This window comes from Pseudomonas brassicacearum, from assembly GCF_003732225.1.
GTDB classification, from domain to species: Bacteria; Pseudomonadota; Gammaproteobacteria; order Pseudomonadales; family Pseudomonadaceae; genus Aquipseudomonas; species Aquipseudomonas brassicacearum_E.
This window is the reverse complement of record NZ_MOBJ01000015.1, coordinates 60,281-76,788: the sequence shown is the minus strand read 5'-3', so window position 1 is coordinate 76,788 and position 16,508 is coordinate 60,281. Positions and strand designations below refer to the sequence as shown.

The window sequence follows — 16,508 nt, the reverse complement described above, 5'->3', positions numbered from 1 at the left end:
TAAAAGTGCGCCCCCGAACAGTCCTTGATCAGGATGTCAGAATCGCCCTAGTTGTGGATAAGTTCTGCGGCAATCGCCGCCAGATCGTCAAAAATCAAAGTACCTACCGGTAGGGTCAAGCCCTGAGTCTTTTCGCCTTTTCCGGTTTTTACCAAAACTGGCTGACAGTCGACGGCTTTTGCCGCCTCCAGGTCACCGAGACTGTCGCCGACGAACCACAGGTTAGTCAGCGCCACGTCGTAATGTGCGGCAATGGTTTTAAGCATGCCAGGTTTGGGCTTACGACAGTCGCAGCCTTCGTCCGGCCCATGCGGGCAATAGACGATCAGCCCGACCTCGCCACCCTGCTCCGCCACCAACGTGCGCAAGCGCTCGTGCATGGCGTCGAGGGTGGCGACATCGTAGTAGCCGCGAGCAATGCCCGACTGGTTGGTAGCGACGGCTACCGTCCAGCCGGCCTTGCTCAACTGCGCGATGGCTTCGATCGAGCCGGGGAGCGGAATCCACTCTTCCACCGACTTGATGTAAGCGTCGGAGTCGTAATTGATCACTCCGTCCCGATCGAGAATCAGCAGTTTCAACAGCAGCTCCTCAGCCCAGCAACGAGATGTCGGCAACGCCGAGGAACAGGCCACGCAAGCGTGCCAGCAACGCATAACGGTTGGCACGGACCTTGGCGTCTTCCGCGTTGACCATCACCGCTTCGAAGAACGCATCGACCGGCTCGCGCAAGGCGGCCAGACGCGCGAGCGATTCGCGGTACTGACGGGCCGCAGCCATTGGCTGCACCGCTTGATCCGCTTGCTGGATCGCCGAGTACAGGGAGAACTCGGCGGCGTTGTCGAAGTACTTGGCTTCAACGGTGGACGGCACACTGCCTTCGAGTTTGCTCAGCAGGTTCGATACGCGTTTGTTCACCGCCGCCAGTGCCGCGGCTTCCGGCAATTTGCGGAACGCTTCCACGGCTTGTACACGCTGATCGAAGTCCAGCGCCGAACCTGGTTTCAGGGCACGTACCGACAGGTAGGTGGCGACATCCACGCCTTCGTCTTCGTAACGGGCACGCAGACGGTCGAAGACGAACTCCAGTACCGAATCAGCCAGGCCAGCAGCCTTGACCTTGCTGCCGAACGAGTTGACAGCGAAAGCCACGGCGTCGGTCAGGTCGAGGTCGAGCTTCTTGTCGATCAGGATCCGCAACACGCCAAGAGCGGCACGGCGCAAGGCATACGGGTCTTTGCTACCGGTTGGCAGCATGCCGACACCAAAGATACCGACCAGAGTGTCGAGCTTGTCGGCGATTGCCACGGCTGCACCGGTCAGGGTGGTCGGCAATTCAGCGCCGGCACCGCGCGGCATGTATTGCTCGTTCAGCGCCAGTGCGACATCTTCTGGCTCGCCATCGTTGAGGGCGTAGTAGTAGCCGGCGACACCTTGCATCTCCGGGAACTCACCGACCATCTCGGTCGCCAGGTCGCACTTCGACAGCAGGCCCGCACGCGCCGCCCACTGGGCGTTGCCGCCAATGTGTGGAGCGATGAACGCGGCGAGTCTGGAAACGCGTTCGGCCTTGTCGTAGACGCTGCCGAGTTTTTCCTGGAACACCACGTTCTGCAGACGCAGGTTGAAGTCTTCGAGTTTCTGCTTCTTGTCTTGCTTGAAGAAGAATTCGGCGTCGGTCAGACGTGGGCGAACCACTTTCTCGTTACCGTCGATGATCTGCTGCGGGTCTTTGCTCTCGATGTTGGCCACGGTAATGAAGCGTGGCAGCAACTTGCCGTCGGCATCCAGCAGGCAGAAGTACTTCTGGTTGTCCTGCATGGTGGTGATCAGGGCTTCTTGCGGCACATCGAGGAAACGCTCCTCGAACGAGCACACCAGCGGCACTGGCCATTCCACCAGCGCGGTCACTTCGTCGAGCAGCTCTGGTGGAACGATTGCAGTCCCTTCCTGACGGGTGGCCAGCTCGGCGGTACGCGTGCTGATCAGCTCGCGGCGCTCATTGGCATCGGCCAGTACGTAGGCTGCGCGCAGGTCGTTCAGGTAGTTGGCCGGCGAGGTGATGCGCACGCTTTCCGGGTGATGGAAGCGGTGACCACGGGAATCGCGACCAGCCTTCTGGGCGAGGATGGTGCAGTCGACCACCTGGTCGCCGAGCAGCATCACCAGCCATTGGGTTGGGCGAACGAATTCTTCCTTGCGAGCGCCCCAACGCATGCGCTTCGGGATAGGCAGGTCATTCAGCGAGTCTTCGACGATGGTCGGCAACAGGCTGACGGTCGGTTTGCCGGCGATGCTTTGGCTGTAACGCAGCTTCGGCCCGCTTTGATCGATTTCGCTCAGCTCGACGCCGCACTTCTTGGCGAAGCCCAGGGCGGCCTGGGTCGGATTGCCTTCGGTGTCGAAGGCGGCCTGACGTGGCGGGCCGTCGAGGTTAATGCTGCGATCCGGCTGTTGAGTGGCCAGTTTGGTGATCAGCACGGCCAGACGACGCGGTGCGGCGTAGACCTGCTTGGCTTCAAAGCCCAGGCCAGCGGCCAGCAAGCCCTTCTCGATGCCGGCGAGGAACGCATCGGCCAGGGTGTTCAGGGCCTTGGGTGGCAGCTCTTCGGTGCCCAGTTCAACCAGGAAATCTTGAGCACTCATTGTGCAGCCTCCAGCTTAGCCAACACTTCATCACGCAAATCCGGGGTCGCCATCGGGAAGCCCAGCTTGGCGCGAGCCAGCAGGTAGGCTTGCGCAACGGAACGCGCCAGGGTGCGGACACGCAGAATGTATTGCTGACGTGCAGTCACCGAGATCGCCCGGCGTGCATCCAGCAGGTTGAAGGTGTGCGAGGCCTTCAGCACCATTTCATAGCTTGGCAGCGGCAGCGGTTGATCGAGTTCGATCAGGCGCTTGGCTTCGCTTTCGTAGAAATCGAACAGTTCGAACAGCTTCTCGACGTTGGCGTGTTCGAAGTTGTAGGTCGACTGCTCCACTTCGTTCTGGTGGAACACATCGCCGTAGGTCACTTTGCCGAACGGGCCGTCAGCCCAGACCAGGTCGTAGACCGAATCCACGCCTTGCAGGTACATGGCCAGACGCTCGAGACCGTAGGTGATCTCGCCGGTTACCGGGTAGCACTCGATGCCGCCGGCCGCCTGGAAGTAGGTGAATTGGGTCACTTCCATGCCGTTGAGCCAGACTTCCCAGCCCAGACCCCACGCGCCGAGGGTTGGCGATTCCCAGTTGTCTTCGACGAAACGGATGTCGTGCACCAATGGGTCCAGGCCCACGTGCTTGAGGGAGCCCAGGTACAGTTCCTGGAAGTTGTCCGGGTTCGGCTTCAGGACTACCTGGAACTGGTAGTAGTGCTGCAGACGGTTCGGGTTTTCACCGTAGCGGCCGTCAGTCGGGCGACGACTGGGCTGCACATAAGCGGCGTTCCAGGTTTCCGGGCCGATGGCGCGCAGGAACGTGGCGGTATGGAAAGTGCCGGCGCCTACTTCCATATCGTAGGGCTGAAGTACCACACAACCTTGCTCGGCCCAGTATTGCTGGAGGGCGAGGATCAAGTCTTGGAAGGTACGCACGGCTGGCGTAGGCTGGCTCACGAAATTCACCTGTTTCTTGGGCTGCGATTTAAAGAGCGGGAGTATACCCGATTCGTTCGTCCGCACGCCCCCTGGAGCCTTATGCCACGCTGCTTTTGGTGTTCCGAAGATCCGCTGTACATGGCTTATCACGATCAAGAGTGGGGCGTACCGCTACGCGATGCGCAGCGCTTGTTCGAGTTGCTTTTGCTCGAAGGGTTCCAGGCCGGTCTGTCATGGATCACCGTGCTGAGGAAACGCGAACGCTACCGTGAGGCGCTGTTCGGCTTCGACGTGCAGCGCGTGGCGCAGATGAGCGACGCCGAAATCGACGATTTGATGCTCGATCCGGGGATCATTCGCAACCGTCTCAAACTCAATGCCGCCCGGCGCAATGCCCAGGCCTGGATGGCGCTGGAAGACCCGGTGGCGCTGCTCTGGTCGTTTGTCGGCGGCGTCCCGAAGATCAATCATTTCAAGGATCGCAGCGAAGTGCCGGCCGTGACGCCCGAGGCCGAAGCGATGAGCAAAGGTTTGAAGAAAGCCGGCTTCACCTTTGTCGGCCCGACCATTTGCTATGCCCTGATGCAGGCCTCGGGGATGGTCATGGATCACACCACCGATTGTGATCGCTACGCCATCTTGCGCAGTGGGCGGTTAGAAATGTTTTCTGCGGGCATCTGAATGTTCCTTCTTATAGTGTCGGGCTAGGCTGACGCTTTCCTCTAACCGATGGGAAAATGCCTAGAAACTGGCCAAGACCAAAAATGCTTATTAATCCAAGCAAAGCCAATACATATTTAGTTTTTACAAGAAGTTTTATTCCATCAGGGCAGTCCTGTACTTGTTGCCAAACCAGTTTCTCTTCACAGCCAATGGCGATGTCAAATAGTGACATTTCATTAGTTAGGGACCACCAAAAACCTGCTACCGGGCTGTAGCCGTCAGAGAGAATAAGCGTTATAAGTATAAGAATTAATGCAGAAAGCCCTATAAAAATGCTTTCCTTTTTTAGTTCGGCGTTATTCATTTTTCACATCTCATTTTTTTCTGATGCGGTTAATATAGCTAGTCCACTTATTCTCATAGTCCAAGTTAAAACTAACAAGCCCAGTACTATGAAAAATCCAACCCATAGCCCTTTTGACATAGTTGCAATCATCGCGAATGGCACTATCAGGCCACCAAATCCAGCTATGCCAACAAATGCCCAAAATCCACCCCAAAGAGACCAAGTAAACAAAACGCTATACAGGAATAATATAAGGCCGAAGACATAAGAACTTATATATATTCCAGTTCCAGTATAGGGTCTTAATTTTCGAACTGCTGAAAGGGGTAGAAGCAAAATCAGGACAACAGCAAGACATATCCAACCGAAAGAAATCAAAGGAGGTAAGAAGTACTCGTATGCCCGAGTAATACCAATGAAGAAAAAAACTGGCAAAGCTAGGGCTGCTAAAATTACTGCTATAGAGAAAAAAATCCCGCCTAATCTACTAAGCATGCTGACACCTCCTTGTTTTCAATTGTCATATAGTAGCGTTTGGATTGTCGCTATACCATGTTGAACAATCCAGTAAAATCGTGCCATGCGAATTGACTACGCCTGCACGCAGGCCTCGGGGATGGTCATGGATCACACCACCGATTGTGATCGCTACGCCATCTTGCGCAGTGGGCGGTTAGAATAGCCGGCTCGCGATACGGATCATTACGTCGGTTCAGAAGATCAGGAGTGACCTGTGGATAAGTTTAAAGGCGCCTTGCTGGTAGGCGCTCTGCGTTTGTTTGCCCTGCTCCCGTGGCGGGCGGTGCAAACGGTAGGCGCGGCGATTGGCTGGGTCATGTGGAAAACCCCCAACCGTTCCCGCGACGTGGTGCGCATCAACCTCGCCAAGTGTTTCCCGGACATGGACGCCGCCGAGCGCGAGCGTTTAGTGGGACAGAGCCTGATGGACATCGGCAAATCATTGACCGAAAGCGCCTGCGCCTGGATCTGGCCGGCCCAGCGCTCTATCGACCTGGTGCGTGAAGTCGAAGGTCTGGACGTGCTCAAGGACGCGCTGGCTTCCGGCAAAGGCGTGGTCGGCATCACCAGCCACCTGGGCAACTGGGAAGTGTTGAACCACTTCTATTGCAGCCAGTGCAAACCGATTATTTTCTACCGTCCACCCAAGCTCAAGGCAGTGGATGAATTGCTGCGCAAACAACGGGTGCAATTGGGCAACCGCGTGGCGGCGTCCACCAAGGAAGGTATCCTCAGCGTCATCAAGGAAGTGCGCAAAGGTGGTGCGGTGGGCATACCCGCTGACCCGGAACCGGCCGAATCCGCCGGGATCTTCGTGCCCTTCTTTGCCACCAAGGCCCTGACCAGCAAGTTCGTGCCGAATATGCTCGCGGGCGGCAAAGCGGTCGGCGTCTTCCTGCACGCCCTGCGCCTGCCGGACGGTTCAGGCTACAAAGTGATCCTGGAAGCCGCGCCCGAGGCGATGTACAGCACCGATACCGAGACGTCCTGCGCGGCCATGAGCCAGATCGTCGAGAAGTACGTGCGGGCTTACCCGAGCCAGTACATGTGGAGCATGAAGCGCTTCAAGAAACGCCCGCCGGGTGAAGAGCGCTGGTATTGATCCCATTGGCATGATCTGTGGATAACCTTGGGCTGGGGTTATCCACAACCGTTCAATCAAGGGCGCAGAAGATGTCCGAACACCGTAAGTCATTTCGAATCAAGATCCAGCACGAGAGTTTCGGCGAGTGCCTGGGCCAGACTCGCAACCTTTCCGCCAGTGGCGTCTACGTGAAGCATCCGACGCTCGCGGCGTTGGCCAAGGGCGCGGTGGTCTATGGCCAGGTGCAGGGTTTGCCGTGCGGTGCGCCGCGAGTGCGCATGGAAGTGGTGCTGGTCGACGCTGAAGGCATCGGACTGCGTTACCTTTGAATTGAGCGTTTTTTGATCAGTTTTTCAACCGGTCAAGCTTCTTCAGAAACACCGTCATTTCCTTTTCTGCCTGCTTGTCGCCGTGAGCGCGGGCGGCTTCCAGGCCCTGCTCCCAAGCCTGACGGGCGGCTGCATGGTCAGCCAGCGCCAAGTGGGCCTTGCCCAACAACTTCCAGGCTGCCGAATACTTCGGATCGAATTCCACGCAACGGCTGAAATGCTCGGCTGCTTGGGCATTTTCGCCCAGATCCAGATAACCCTTGCCCAGACCGAAGCGTAGCAGCGAGTTATCCACACCCTTGGCGAGCATTTTTTCGAGGGATTCGAGCATCGGTAGCTTCCTTCTAAGGGGGGCGTCAGCAAGGGATGTGAGTTTTCAAGATAGCTATCGCGAGCAAGCTCGCTCCCACATTTGATCTGTGGCGTACGCAAATCCAATGTGGGAGCGAGCTTGCTCGCGATGAGGCCAGGCCTGTCAGCACAAATCCAGGATCAGAAAAAGCTCAACCCCACATGGAACAACTTCTCCACATCGCGGATATGCTTTTTATCCACAAGGAACAGAATCACATGGTCGCCAGCTTCGATCACCGTGTCGTCGTGGGCGATCAGTACTTCTTCGTCACGAATGATCGCACCAATGGTAGTGCCTGGCGGCAGGACGATGTTTTCGATGGCCTTGCCGATGACCTTGCTCGACTTCGCATCGCCATGGGCAATGGCCTCGATGGCTTCTGCCGCACCGCGGCGCAGTGAGTGCACGCTGACGATATCGCCACGGCGCACGTGGGCCAGCAAGGTGCCGATGGTCGCCAGTTGCGGGCTGATGGCGATGTCGATGTCACCGCCCTGAATCAGGTCGACGTAGGCCGGATTGTTGATGATGGTCATCACCTTCTTCGCGCCCAGGCGTTTGGCCAACAGTGACGACATGATATTGGCTTCGTCATCGTTGGTCAGCGCCAGGAAGAGATCGGCGTCGGCGATGTTCTCTTCCAGCAGCAAATCGCGGTCCGAGGCGCTGCCCTGCAACACCACGGTGCTGTCGAGGGTGTCCGAGAGGTGGCGGCAGCGCGCCGGGTTCATCTCGATGATTTTCACCTGATAGCGGCTTTCGATAGCCTCGGCCAGCCGTTCGCCGATCTGCCCGCCACCAGCGATGACAATACGTTTGTAGCTCTCGTCGAGCCGGCGCATTTCACTCATCACTGCACGAATGTTCGCTTTGGCGGCGATGAAAAACACTTCGTCGTCGGCTTCGATCACTGTGTCGCCTTGCGGCAGGATCGGCCGGTCACGGCGGAAAATCGCCGCCACGCGGGTGTCGACGTTCGGCATGTGTTCGCGCAATTGGCGCAGTTGCTGCCCTACCAACGGCCCGCCGTAGTAAGCCTTGACCGCCACCAGCTGGGCCTTGCCCTCGGCGAAGTCGATCACCTGCAAGGCGCCGGGATGCTCGATCAGGCGCTTGATGTAGTGGGTCACTACCTGTTCCGGGCTGATCAGCACGTCGACCGGAATCGCGTCGTTGTCGAACAGGCCGGCGCGGGTCAGGTACGCGGCTTCGCGCACCCGGGCGATTTTGGTCGGCGTGTGAAACAGGGTATGCGCGACCTGGCAGGCGACCATATTGGTTTCATCGCTGTTGGTCACCGCCACCAGCATGTCGGCGTCGTCGGCACCGGCCTGGCGCAGCACCGTCGGGAACGAGCCACGACCTTGCACGGTGCGGATATCGAGGCGGTCACCGAGGTCACGCAGGCGTTCGCCGTCGGTGTCGACCACGGTGATGTCATTCGCTTCGCTGGCCAAGTGTTCCGCCAGTGTGCCGCCCACCTGCCCGGCGCCGAGGATGATGATCTTCATCCGGTCACTCCCTTGAAATCCGCTTAACCGCGTGCGGCGGCAATCTTGATCAGCTTGGCGTAATAGAACCCGTCGTGACCGCCCTCTTGCGCCAGCAACTGGCGGCCATGCGGTTGCTTGATGCCGGCCTGGCTGGCGATGTCGAGTTCGCGAGCGCCCGATGTGCGAGCGAGGAAGGCTTCGATGACTTCGGTGTTTTCAGTCGGCAAGGTCGAGCAGGTGGCGTACAGCAGAATGCCGCCGACTTCGAGGGTCGGCCACATTGCGTCCAGCAACTCACCTTGAAGCACCGCGAGCGCGGCGATGTCATCCGGCTGGCGGGTCAATTTGATGTCCGGGTGCCGGCGAATGACGCCGGTCGCCGAGCACGGTGCGTCGAGCAGGATGCGCTGGAACGGCTTGCCGTCCCACCACGCCTGAGTGTCGCGGCCGTCGGCGGCGATCAATTCGGCGCTGAGGCCCAGCCGCTCAAGGTTTTCCCGCACGCGAACCAGACGCTTGGCTTCCAGGTCCACGGCCACCACGCCGGCCAGTTTGGGCTCGACTTCGAGGATATGACAGGTTTTGCCGCCCGGTGCGCAGCAGGCATCGAGCACCCGTTGGCCCGGCGCGAGGTCCAGCAGATCCGCCGCCAGTTGTGCGGCTTCGTCCTGCACGCTGATCCAGCCTTCAGCAAAGCCCGGCAGCTGGCGCACATCGCCCGGCGTGTCGAGCACGATGCCGTCCTGGCTAAACACGCACGGTTTGGCTGCAACGCCGGCATCACTCAGCAAGGCGAGGTAGGCATCGCGGGAATGATGACGACGGTTGACCCGCAGGATCATCGGCGGGTGCGCGTTGTTTGCCGCGCAAATGGCTTCCCATTGCTCAGGCCAGAAAGCCTTGAGGGATTTTTGCAGCCAGCGCGGGTGGGCGGTGCGCACCACCGGATCGTGCTCAAGCTCGGCCAGCAGCGCTTCGCTTTCACGTTGGGCGCGGCGCAGTACAGCGTTGAGCAAGGCTTTGGCCCAGGGCTTTTTCAGCTTGTCGGCGCAACCCACGGTTTCACCGATGGCGGCGTGAGCCGGGACGCGGGTGTAAAGCAGTTGGTAGAGGCCGACCAGCAACAGCGCTTCGACATCGGCGTCAGCGGCTTTGAAGGGCTTTTGCAGCAACTTGGCCGCCAGCGCCGACAAGCGCGGCTGCCAGCGTGCGGTGCCGAAGGCCAGGTCCTGGGTGAAACCGCGATCGCGGTCTTCGACCTTGTCCAGCTGCGTCGGTAGCGAACTGTTCAGCGAGGCCTTGCCGTTAAGGACGGCGGCCAGTGCCTTGGCGGCGGCCAGACGCGGATTCATTGGGCTTCCACCGCTTGGCCCAGGACGGTGCCCAGGGCAAATTTCTCACGACGACTGTTGAACAAGTCACTGAAGTTCAGCGCCTTGCCACCGGGCAATTGCAGACGGGTCAGGCACAGCGCCTGTTCACCGCAGGCGACGATCAAGCCGTCCTTGCTGGCGCTGAGGATCTCGCCCGGTGCGCCTTTGCCTTCGGCGAGGCTGGCGGACAGCACTTTCAAGGCTTCGCCATTGAGCGTGCTGTGGCAGATCGGCCACGGATTGAACGCGCGAACCAGACGTTCCAATTCGACCGCTGGACGGTTCCAGTCGATGCGCGCTTCGTCTTTGTTCAATTTGTGAGCATAAGTGGCGAGGCTGTCGTCCTGCACTTCACCTTCCAGCGTACCGGCGGCCAGACCGGCAATTGCCTGAATGACTGCCGGCGGACCCATCTCGGCGAGACGGTCATGCAGGCTGCCGCCGGTGTCAGCGCCGCTGATTGGCGTAGTGACCTTGAGCAGCATCGGCCCGGTGTCGAGGCCGGCTTCCATGCGCATCACGGTCACGCCGCTTTCACGGTCACCCGCTTCGACGGCGCGCTGGATCGGCGCCGCACCGCGCCAGCGTGGCAGCAACGAGGCGTGGCTGTTGATGCAGCCCAGGCGCGGAATATCCAGCACCACTTGCGGCAGGATCAGGCCGTAGGCCACGACGACCATCAGGTCCGGCTTGAGCGCGGCCAGTTCGGCCTGGGCGTCGGCGTTGCGCAGGGTTGGCGGCTGCAACACCTGGATGTTGTGCTCCAGAGCCAACTGCTTGACCGGGCTCGGCATCAGCTTTTGCCCACGGCCCGCCGGACGATCCGGTTGGGTGTAGACCGCAACGATCTCGTAAGGGCTGTCGAGCAGGGCCTTGAGGTGTTCGGCGGCAAATTCGGGGGTGCCGGCAAAGACAATGCGCAGTGGCTCAGTCATGGGAATTCTCGGTTGGAAACACGCGGAAAAGAAAAAGGCTTGCCGCAGCAAGCCTTTGGAAGGGCATCAAGCGTTCTGGCGATGGAGCTTTTCCAGTTTCTTCTTGATGCGGTCGCGTTTGAGCGTGGACAGGTAATCGACGAACAATTTGCCGTTGAGGTGGTCGCATTCGTGCTGAATGCACACCGCCAGCAGCTCTTCGGCGATCAGCTCGAACGGCTTGCCGTCACGGTCCAGGGCCTTGATCCTGACGCGTTGCGGGCGGTCGACGTTTTCGTAGAAGCCCGGTACCGACAGGCAGCCTTCCTGATACTGGCCCATCTCGTCGGTCAGGGTTTCGAACTCGGGGTTGATGAACACCCGAGGTTCGCTGCGGTCTTCGGAAAGGTCCATGACCACGACGCGTTTGTGCACATTGACCTGGGTTGCCGCGAGGCCGATGCCGGGTGCTTCATACATTGTTTCAAACATGTCATCGACCAACTGCCGCACTTCGTCGTCCACTACGGCCACTGGTTTGGCGATAGTACGCAGGCGCGGGTCGGGAAATTCGAGGATGTTCAAAATAGCCATAAGCGTAATTGCTGCACGTGTGAAGTAAAGTCTGGGCCGATTGCCTGGCGGGTCCGAAGATGCAGGCTACCGTTGTAAAACGTAGTTCCCTTCTTTTCATTAGCAAGAGGGGAGCGAGCCACGGGGGCTCCGGCGTTCTACTCGAATGCACATAATAAAGGGATTCACTGCATGAGGAAATCACTACTCGCCTTGCTGCTTCTAGCCTCGGCCGGTTTCGCACACGGACAAGTGCAACTCAAGGAAGGTTTCCCACAGCATTACACCGTAGTGGCGGGTGACACGCTCTGGGGCATTTCGGGGAAATATCTCCGCGAACCCTGGAAGTGGCCCGAACTCTGGCAGGCCAACCCGCAAATCGAAAACCCGAACCTGATCTATCCCGGCGACTCGCTGTCGCTGGTCTATATCAACGGGCAACCGCGCCTGACCGTCAATCGCGGGGCTTCAAGGGGCACTATCAAGCTCTCGCCACAAGTGCGTAGCACACCGATGGCCGACGCCATTCCGAGTATTCCGCTGCGATCCATCAACAGCTTCCTGTTGAGCAACCGCATCATCGACAACGTAGAAGACTTCAACAAGGCGCCGTATATCGTTGCCGGTGACGCCGAACGGGTGCTCAGTGGCATGGGCGATCGCATCTACGCGCGCGGAAAGTTCGACCCGGCGCATTCGGTGTACGGCATTTTCCGTCAGGGCAAGGTCTACAGCGACCCGCAAAGCAAAGAGTTCCTGGGGATCAACGCCGATGACATCGGCGGCGGCGAGATCATCGCCACTGAAGGCGACGTAGCGACCCTTGCCTTGCAACGCACGACCCAAGAGGTTCGCCTCGGCGACCGCTTGTTCAGCGGCGAAGAGCGGGCGATCAATTCGACCTTCATGCCCAGCGCACCCACAACCGATATTCACGGCTTGATCATCGACGTGCCACGGGGTGTTACGCAGATCGGCGTGCTTGATGTGGTGACCCTGAACAAGGGCCTGCGCGACGGTTTGGTCGAAGGCAACGTGCTGGTGGTGATGAAAACCGGTGAAACCGTGCGTGACCGGGTGACGGGCGAGCAGGTGAAAATCCCGGATGAGCGCGCCGGTTTGCTGATGATCTTCCGCACCTACGAAAAGCTCAGTTATGGCTTGGTGCTCAACGCCTCGCGCTCCTTGGCGGTGATGGACAAGGTGCGTAATCCGTAAAAGACTCAACAAGTTACCAACAGACTTATCCACAGCTTGTTCCTGACTCAACAGGACCAATAACGATCAAGGATGATCTTATGCCGCTGTTTGCCCCTACGCAGGTTTCGCCGGCAGAACTGGAAGCGCGTTTGCGTTTGCATCGCCTCCCGGAACTCGGACCACGACGTTTTCAAAAGCTGCTCGAAGCCTTTGGCTCGGCCTCAAAAGCCATCAGCGCCCCGGCCAGTGCCTGGCGTGCGTTGGGGTTGCCAGCGGCCAGTGCCGAGGCCAGGCGTAGCCCTGAAATTCGCGACGGCGCCTACCACGCATTGGCCTGGCTAGAGCGTGAGGGCCAGTATTTACTGATGTTTGACCAACCTGGCTACCCGGCGCTGCTGGCAGAAATCAGTGATCCACCGCCGCTGCTGTTCGTCGCGGGCGATCCGGGCATTCTGGAAAAACCGCAGTTGGCGATGGTCGGCAGCCGACGCGCATCAAGGCCGGGGATGGACACCGCCACGGCGTTTTCTCGCAGCCTCGCGGGCGCCGGTTTTGTCATCACCAGCGGCTTGGCATTGGGCATCGATGCGGCGGCGCATCAGGCCGCATTGGATGTGGGTGGGCAGACGGTTGGAGTGCTCGGCACCGGACTGGAAAATTTTTATCCACAGCGCAATCGACGAATTGCCGACGCGATGATTGCCCAGGGCAGCGCGGTGGTGTCCGAGTTTCCGCTGGATGCCGGGCCACAGGCCAGCAACTTCCCGCGTCGCAACCGGATTATCAGCGGTTTGTCCCTCGGGGTGCTGGTGGTCGAGGCCAGTGTTGCCAGCGGCTCGTTGATCACCGCCAGGCTGGCGGCGGAGCAAGGGCGCGAGGTGTATGCGATTCCAGGCTCCATCCATCATCCCGGCGCCCGTGGTTGCCACCAGTTGATCCGCGATGGCGCAGTGTTGGTGGAAACTATCGAACATATCCTCGAAGGCCTGCGCGGTTGGCAGAATCTGCCGTTATCCACAGAGGCCCCGGCCGCCATCGATCACCCGTTGCTGTGCCTGCTGTTTGCCGCGCCGCATACCAGTGAGGCCCTGGCCGACGCGGCGGGATGGGCGTTGCCGAAGGTATTGGCCGCGCTGACAGAGCTTGAAATGGATGGCCGGGCGGTGAGCGAAGGCGGACGCTGGTTTGCGCGCGTAAGCTAGGTTCATAAAAGATCGGTAAACTGCGCACAGCCTTATTTTGGAGAGTCGGTAATGGTCAACAGTTGGCGTGTGCAACAAGCCGCACGAGAAATTCGCGCAGGGGCGGTGATTGCCTATCCAACCGAAGCCGTCTGGGGCCTGGGTTGCGACCCGTGGGACGAAGAGGCGGTGTATCGTTTGCTGGCGATCAAGGGCCGTTCGGTGGAAAAGGGCCTGATCCTGATTGCCGACAACATTCGCCAGTTCGACTTCCTGTTCGAAGACTTCCCGGAACTGTGGATGGATCGCATGGCCAGTACCTGGCCGGGGCCGAACACCTGGCTGGTGCCCCATCAAAACATGCTGCCGCAATGGATCACCGGGGTACACGAGACCGTGGCGCTGCGGGTCAGCGATCATCCGCAAGTGCGGGACTTGTGTGCGTTGGTCGGGCCGTTGGTGTCGACTTCAGCCAACCCGCAAGGCCGGCCGGCAGCGCGCACGCGAATTCGCGTCGAGCAGTATTTCCGTGGGCAAATCGACCTGGTGCTGGGCGGTAATCTGGGTGGGCGCAAAAATCCCAGCCTGATTCGCGATCTGGCGACTGGCAAGGTTGTGCGCCCGGCTTAAGACCGAGGTGAACCCATCGCGAGCAAGCTCGCTCCCACAGTAGATCTTTAGTGAACACAGATTTTGTGTACGACAACGATTCAGTGTGGGAGCGAGCTTGCTCGCGATGAGGCCCTTCCAAACACCCTGATACTTAAGGCAGCAACACCGTCGACCCGGTAGTACGCCGCGCCGACAACTCAATGTGTGCCTTCGCCGCTTCAGCCAGTGGATAACGCTGGCTGATGTCCACCTTCAACTTACCGCTGATGATCATCGCGAACAGCTCATCGGCCATGGTTTGCAGGTTCTCGGCATTGTTGGCGTAAGTCCCCAGGGTTGGCCGGGTCACGTACAGCGAGCCCTTCGCGGCGAGAATCCCCAGGTTCACGCCGTCCACCGCCCCCGACGCGTTGCCGAAGCTCACCACCAATCCGCGTGGCGCCACGCTGTCGAGCGAGGTCAGCCAGGTGTCCTTGCCGACGCCGTCGTACACCACGGGGACCTTTTTGCCGTCAGTCAACTCCAGCACCCGCTGTGCGACGTTTTCATGGCTGTAGTCGATGGTTGCCCAGGCGCCGTTGGCTTTTGCCAGCGCGGCTTTCTCAGGTGAACTGACGGTACCGATCAACTTCACGCCCAAGGCCTTGGCCCATTGGCAGGCCAGCGAACCGACACCGCCGGCAGCGGCGTGGAACAGTATGGTTTCGCCACCTTTGAGCTCATAGGTTTGACGCAACAGGTACTGCACGGTCAGGCCCTTGAGCATGACGCCCGCTGCCTGTTCGAAGCTGATAGCGTCCGGCAGATGCACCAGATTGTCTTGCGGCAGTACATGCATCTCGCTGTAAGCGCCCAGCGGGCCACTGCCGTAGGCCACGCGGTCACCGACCTTGAAACGCGTGACATCGCGGCCCACCGCGTCGACCACGCCAGCGCCTTCTGCGCCCAGGCCCGATGGCAAGGTTGGCGGTGCGTAGAGGCCGCTGCGGAAATAGGTGTCGATGAAATTCAGGCCGATGGCCTTGTTGCTCACGCGCACCTGCTGCGGGCCCGGCTCGGCAGGCTGATAATCCACATACTCAAGCACTTCGGGCCCGCCATGGGCTCGGAACTGGATACGTTTGGCCATCTGCACTCTCCTTGGGTGTGTTTGCCGTCAGTCTTTCGGCGAAGGTCCCTATCGGACTCCTAAGCTTGATCTTCGTCAACTGCGACGGTCACGAGTGCAGTGTTATGCTACGCGCCCATTTGCGCCGGCCGCCGTTCTGATCGAGCGCCGCGTAGCTTTGCCCGATTCAAGGTGATGCCATGACTACCCGCACCGAGGCCGTAAAAGCCTACCTGCTCGACCTGCAAGACCGTATTTGTGCCGCGCTGGAAGCCGAAGACGGTGGTACTCGCTTCGTCGAAGACGCCTGGACCCGGCCTGCCGGTGGTGGCGGTCGTACGCGGGTGATCGAAAACGGCGCAGTTATCGAGAAGGGCGGCGTCAACTTTTCACACGTCTTTGGTAGCGGTCTTCCGCCTTCCGCCAGCGCTCATCGGCCGGAACTGGCCGGACGCGGCTTCGAAGCCCTCGGCGTGTCGCTGGTGATTCACCCGCACAATCCGCATGTACCGACCTCCCACGCCAACGTGCGCTTTTTCATCGCCGAGAAAGAAGGCGAAGAGCCGGTCTGGTGGTTTGGCGGCGGCTTCGACCTGACCCCTTACTACGGCAATGAAGAAGACTGCGTGCACTGGCACCGCGTGGCCGCGCAGGCCTGCGCGCCGTTTGGTCCGGACGTCTACAGCCGTTATAAAGACTGGTGCGACAGCTATTTCCACATCAAGCATCGCAACGAGCCTCGGGGTATCGGTGGCCTGTTCTTCGATGACTTGAACGAGTGGGACTTCGACACCTGCTTCGCCTTCATGCGTGCCATCGGCGACGCTTACATTGACGCTTATCTGCCAATCGTCCAGCGTCGCAAGGCGCAAGCCTTCACCGCGAAGCAGCGCGAGTTCCAGGAATTTCGTCGTGGGCGCTACGTCGAGTTCAACCTGGTGTACGACCGTGGCACGCTGTTTGGTCTGCAATCGGGTGGGCGTACCGAGTCGATCCTCATGTCGCTGCCGCCGCAAGTGCGCTGGGGCTACGACTGGAAGGCCGAGCCTGGCAGCGAAGAAGCGCGCCTGACCGAGTATTTCCTGCAAGACCGCGATTGGTTGGCCTAACCCCTGTAGGAGCTGCCGAAGGCTGCGATCTGTTCAAGGCGTTGCGCCGATTTAGATCAAAAGATCGCAGC

General features: G+C 59.6%; 18 protein-coding genes and 1 pseudogene. 8 read left to right on the top strand and 11 right to left on the bottom strand.

The annotated features are described in order from the left end of the window. Positions 1-47: 47 nt before the first annotated feature. From gmhB to glyQ, 3 genes are read right to left on the bottom strand one after another with little or no spacing between them, the layout of a single operon-like run. Positions 48-587, bottom strand: a complete 540-nt coding sequence (gene gmhB, locus BK659_RS22120; RefSeq protein WP_185015443.1) for a D-glycero-beta-D-manno-heptose 1,7-bisphosphate 7-phosphatase — start codon at positions 585-587, stop codon at positions 48-50. A 4-nt stretch (positions 588-591) separates the two neighbouring features. Continuing rightward, positions 592-2,646, bottom strand: a complete 2,055-nt coding sequence (gene glyS / locus BK659_RS22115; protein ID WP_123427071.1) for a glycine--tRNA ligase subunit beta — start codon at positions 2,644-2,646, stop codon at positions 592-594. Further along, positions 2,643-3,596: a glycine--tRNA ligase subunit alpha gene (glyQ, locus tag BK659_RS22110; RefSeq protein WP_031319418.1), complete on the bottom strand. Its 954-nt coding sequence runs from the start codon at positions 3,594-3,596 to the stop codon at positions 2,643-2,645. Before glyQ ends, glyS begins: the two co-directional genes overlap by 4 nt. A gap of 81 nt (positions 3,597-3,677) precedes the next feature. On the opposite strand from glyQ, the gene tag reads away from it, so the two are divergent. Then, positions 3,678-4,259, top strand: a complete 582-nt coding sequence (gene tag, locus BK659_RS22105) for a DNA-3-methyladenine glycosylase I (RefSeq protein ID WP_123427069.1) — start codon at positions 3,678-3,680, stop codon at positions 4,257-4,259. A 10-nt stretch (positions 4,260-4,269) separates the two neighbouring features. On the opposite strand, the gene BK659_RS22100 is transcribed toward tag, so the two are convergent. Then, entirely contained in the window at positions 4,270-4,605 is a 336-nt protein-coding gene (locus BK659_RS22100; RefSeq protein WP_123427067.1) for a hypothetical protein, read from the bottom strand. Between the two features lie 3 nt (positions 4,606-4,608). Then, a complete protein-coding gene (locus tag BK659_RS27670) occupies positions 4,609-5,082 on the bottom strand; it encodes a hypothetical protein (RefSeq protein WP_148050447.1) in 474 nt (157 codons plus the stop codon). 91 nt (positions 5,083-5,173) lie between these two features. Between BK659_RS27670 and BK659_RS22095 the strand changes: the two are divergent. The 3 genes and pseudogenes from BK659_RS22095 to BK659_RS22085 form a co-directional block, all read left to right on the top strand. Beyond that, positions 5,174-5,269: pseudogene (locus BK659_RS22095) on the top strand (DNA-3-methyladenine glycosylase I); the annotation flags it as partial. A gap of 51 nt (positions 5,270-5,320) precedes the next feature. Then, complete coding sequence (locus tag BK659_RS22090; RefSeq protein ID WP_123427065.1) at positions 5,321-6,208, top strand: lysophospholipid acyltransferase; 888 nt, start codon at positions 5,321-5,323, stop codon at positions 6,206-6,208. Between the two features lie 71 nt (positions 6,209-6,279). Next, on the top strand, positions 6,280-6,519 hold the full coding sequence (locus BK659_RS22085) for a PilZ domain-containing protein (RefSeq protein WP_123427063.1): 240 nt from the start codon (positions 6,280-6,282) through the stop codon (positions 6,517-6,519). Between the two features lie 16 nt (positions 6,520-6,535). On the opposite strand, the gene BK659_RS22080 is transcribed toward BK659_RS22085, so the two are convergent. The 5 genes from BK659_RS22080 to def form a co-directional block, all read right to left on the bottom strand. Next, complete coding sequence (locus BK659_RS22080; RefSeq protein WP_123427061.1) at positions 6,536-6,850, bottom strand: tetratricopeptide repeat protein; 315 nt, start codon at positions 6,848-6,850, stop codon at positions 6,536-6,538. Positions 6,851-7,011: 161 nt separating this feature from the next. After that, positions 7,012-8,385: a Trk system potassium transporter TrkA gene (trkA, locus tag BK659_RS22075; RefSeq protein WP_123427060.1), complete on the bottom strand. Its 1,374-nt coding sequence runs from the start codon at positions 8,383-8,385 to the stop codon at positions 7,012-7,014. A gap of 23 nt (positions 8,386-8,408) precedes the next feature. After that, positions 8,409-9,719 (bottom strand): 16S rRNA (cytosine(967)-C(5))-methyltransferase RsmB, encoded by a 1,311-nt coding sequence (gene rsmB / locus BK659_RS22070; RefSeq protein WP_123427058.1) that lies wholly within the window; start codon positions 9,717-9,719, stop codon positions 8,409-8,411. Then, entirely contained in the window at positions 9,716-10,675 is a 960-nt protein-coding gene (gene fmt, locus BK659_RS22065) for a methionyl-tRNA formyltransferase (protein ID WP_123427056.1), read from the bottom strand. The genes rsmB and fmt overlap by 4 nt, the downstream gene beginning before the upstream one ends. 66 nt (positions 10,676-10,741) lie before the next feature. Then, a complete protein-coding gene (gene def / locus BK659_RS22060) occupies positions 10,742-11,248 on the bottom strand; it encodes a peptide deformylase (RefSeq protein ID WP_123427054.1) in 507 nt (168 codons plus the stop codon). Between the two features lie 171 nt (positions 11,249-11,419). Between def and BK659_RS22055 the strand changes: the two genes are divergently transcribed. The 3 genes from BK659_RS22055 to tsaC all read left to right on the top strand — a co-directional run bounded on the left by BK659_RS22055 (position 11,420) and on the right by tsaC (position 14,238). Then, the gene (locus tag BK659_RS22055) at positions 11,420-12,445 is read left to right on the top strand and encodes a LysM peptidoglycan-binding domain-containing protein (protein ID WP_123427052.1); all 1,026 of its coding nucleotides are present in this window, start codon (positions 11,420-11,422) and stop codon (positions 12,443-12,445) included. Positions 12,446-12,525: 80 nt separating this feature from the next. Further along, positions 12,526-13,629: a DNA-processing protein DprA gene (gene dprA / locus BK659_RS22050; protein WP_123427051.1), complete on the top strand. Its 1,104-nt coding sequence runs from the start codon at positions 12,526-12,528 to the stop codon at positions 13,627-13,629. A gap of 51 nt (positions 13,630-13,680) precedes the next feature. After that, a complete protein-coding gene (tsaC, locus tag BK659_RS22045; protein ID WP_071552626.1) occupies positions 13,681-14,238 on the top strand; it encodes an L-threonylcarbamoyladenylate synthase type 1 TsaC in 558 nt (185 codons plus the stop codon). Between the two features lie 133 nt (positions 14,239-14,371). On the opposite strand, the gene BK659_RS22040 is transcribed toward tsaC, so the two are convergent. Continuing rightward, positions 14,372-15,349 (bottom strand): NADPH:quinone reductase, encoded by a 978-nt coding sequence (locus BK659_RS22040; RefSeq protein WP_123427049.1) that lies wholly within the window; start codon positions 15,347-15,349, stop codon positions 14,372-14,374. Between the two features lie 179 nt (positions 15,350-15,528). Here BK659_RS22040 and hemF point away from each other — a divergent pair, with 179 nt between their 5' ends. Beyond that, positions 15,529-16,437: an oxygen-dependent coproporphyrinogen oxidase gene (hemF, locus tag BK659_RS22035; RefSeq protein ID WP_123427047.1), complete on the top strand. Its 909-nt coding sequence runs from the start codon at positions 15,529-15,531 to the stop codon at positions 16,435-16,437. The last annotated feature ends 71 nt before the right edge of the window (positions 16,438-16,508 follow it).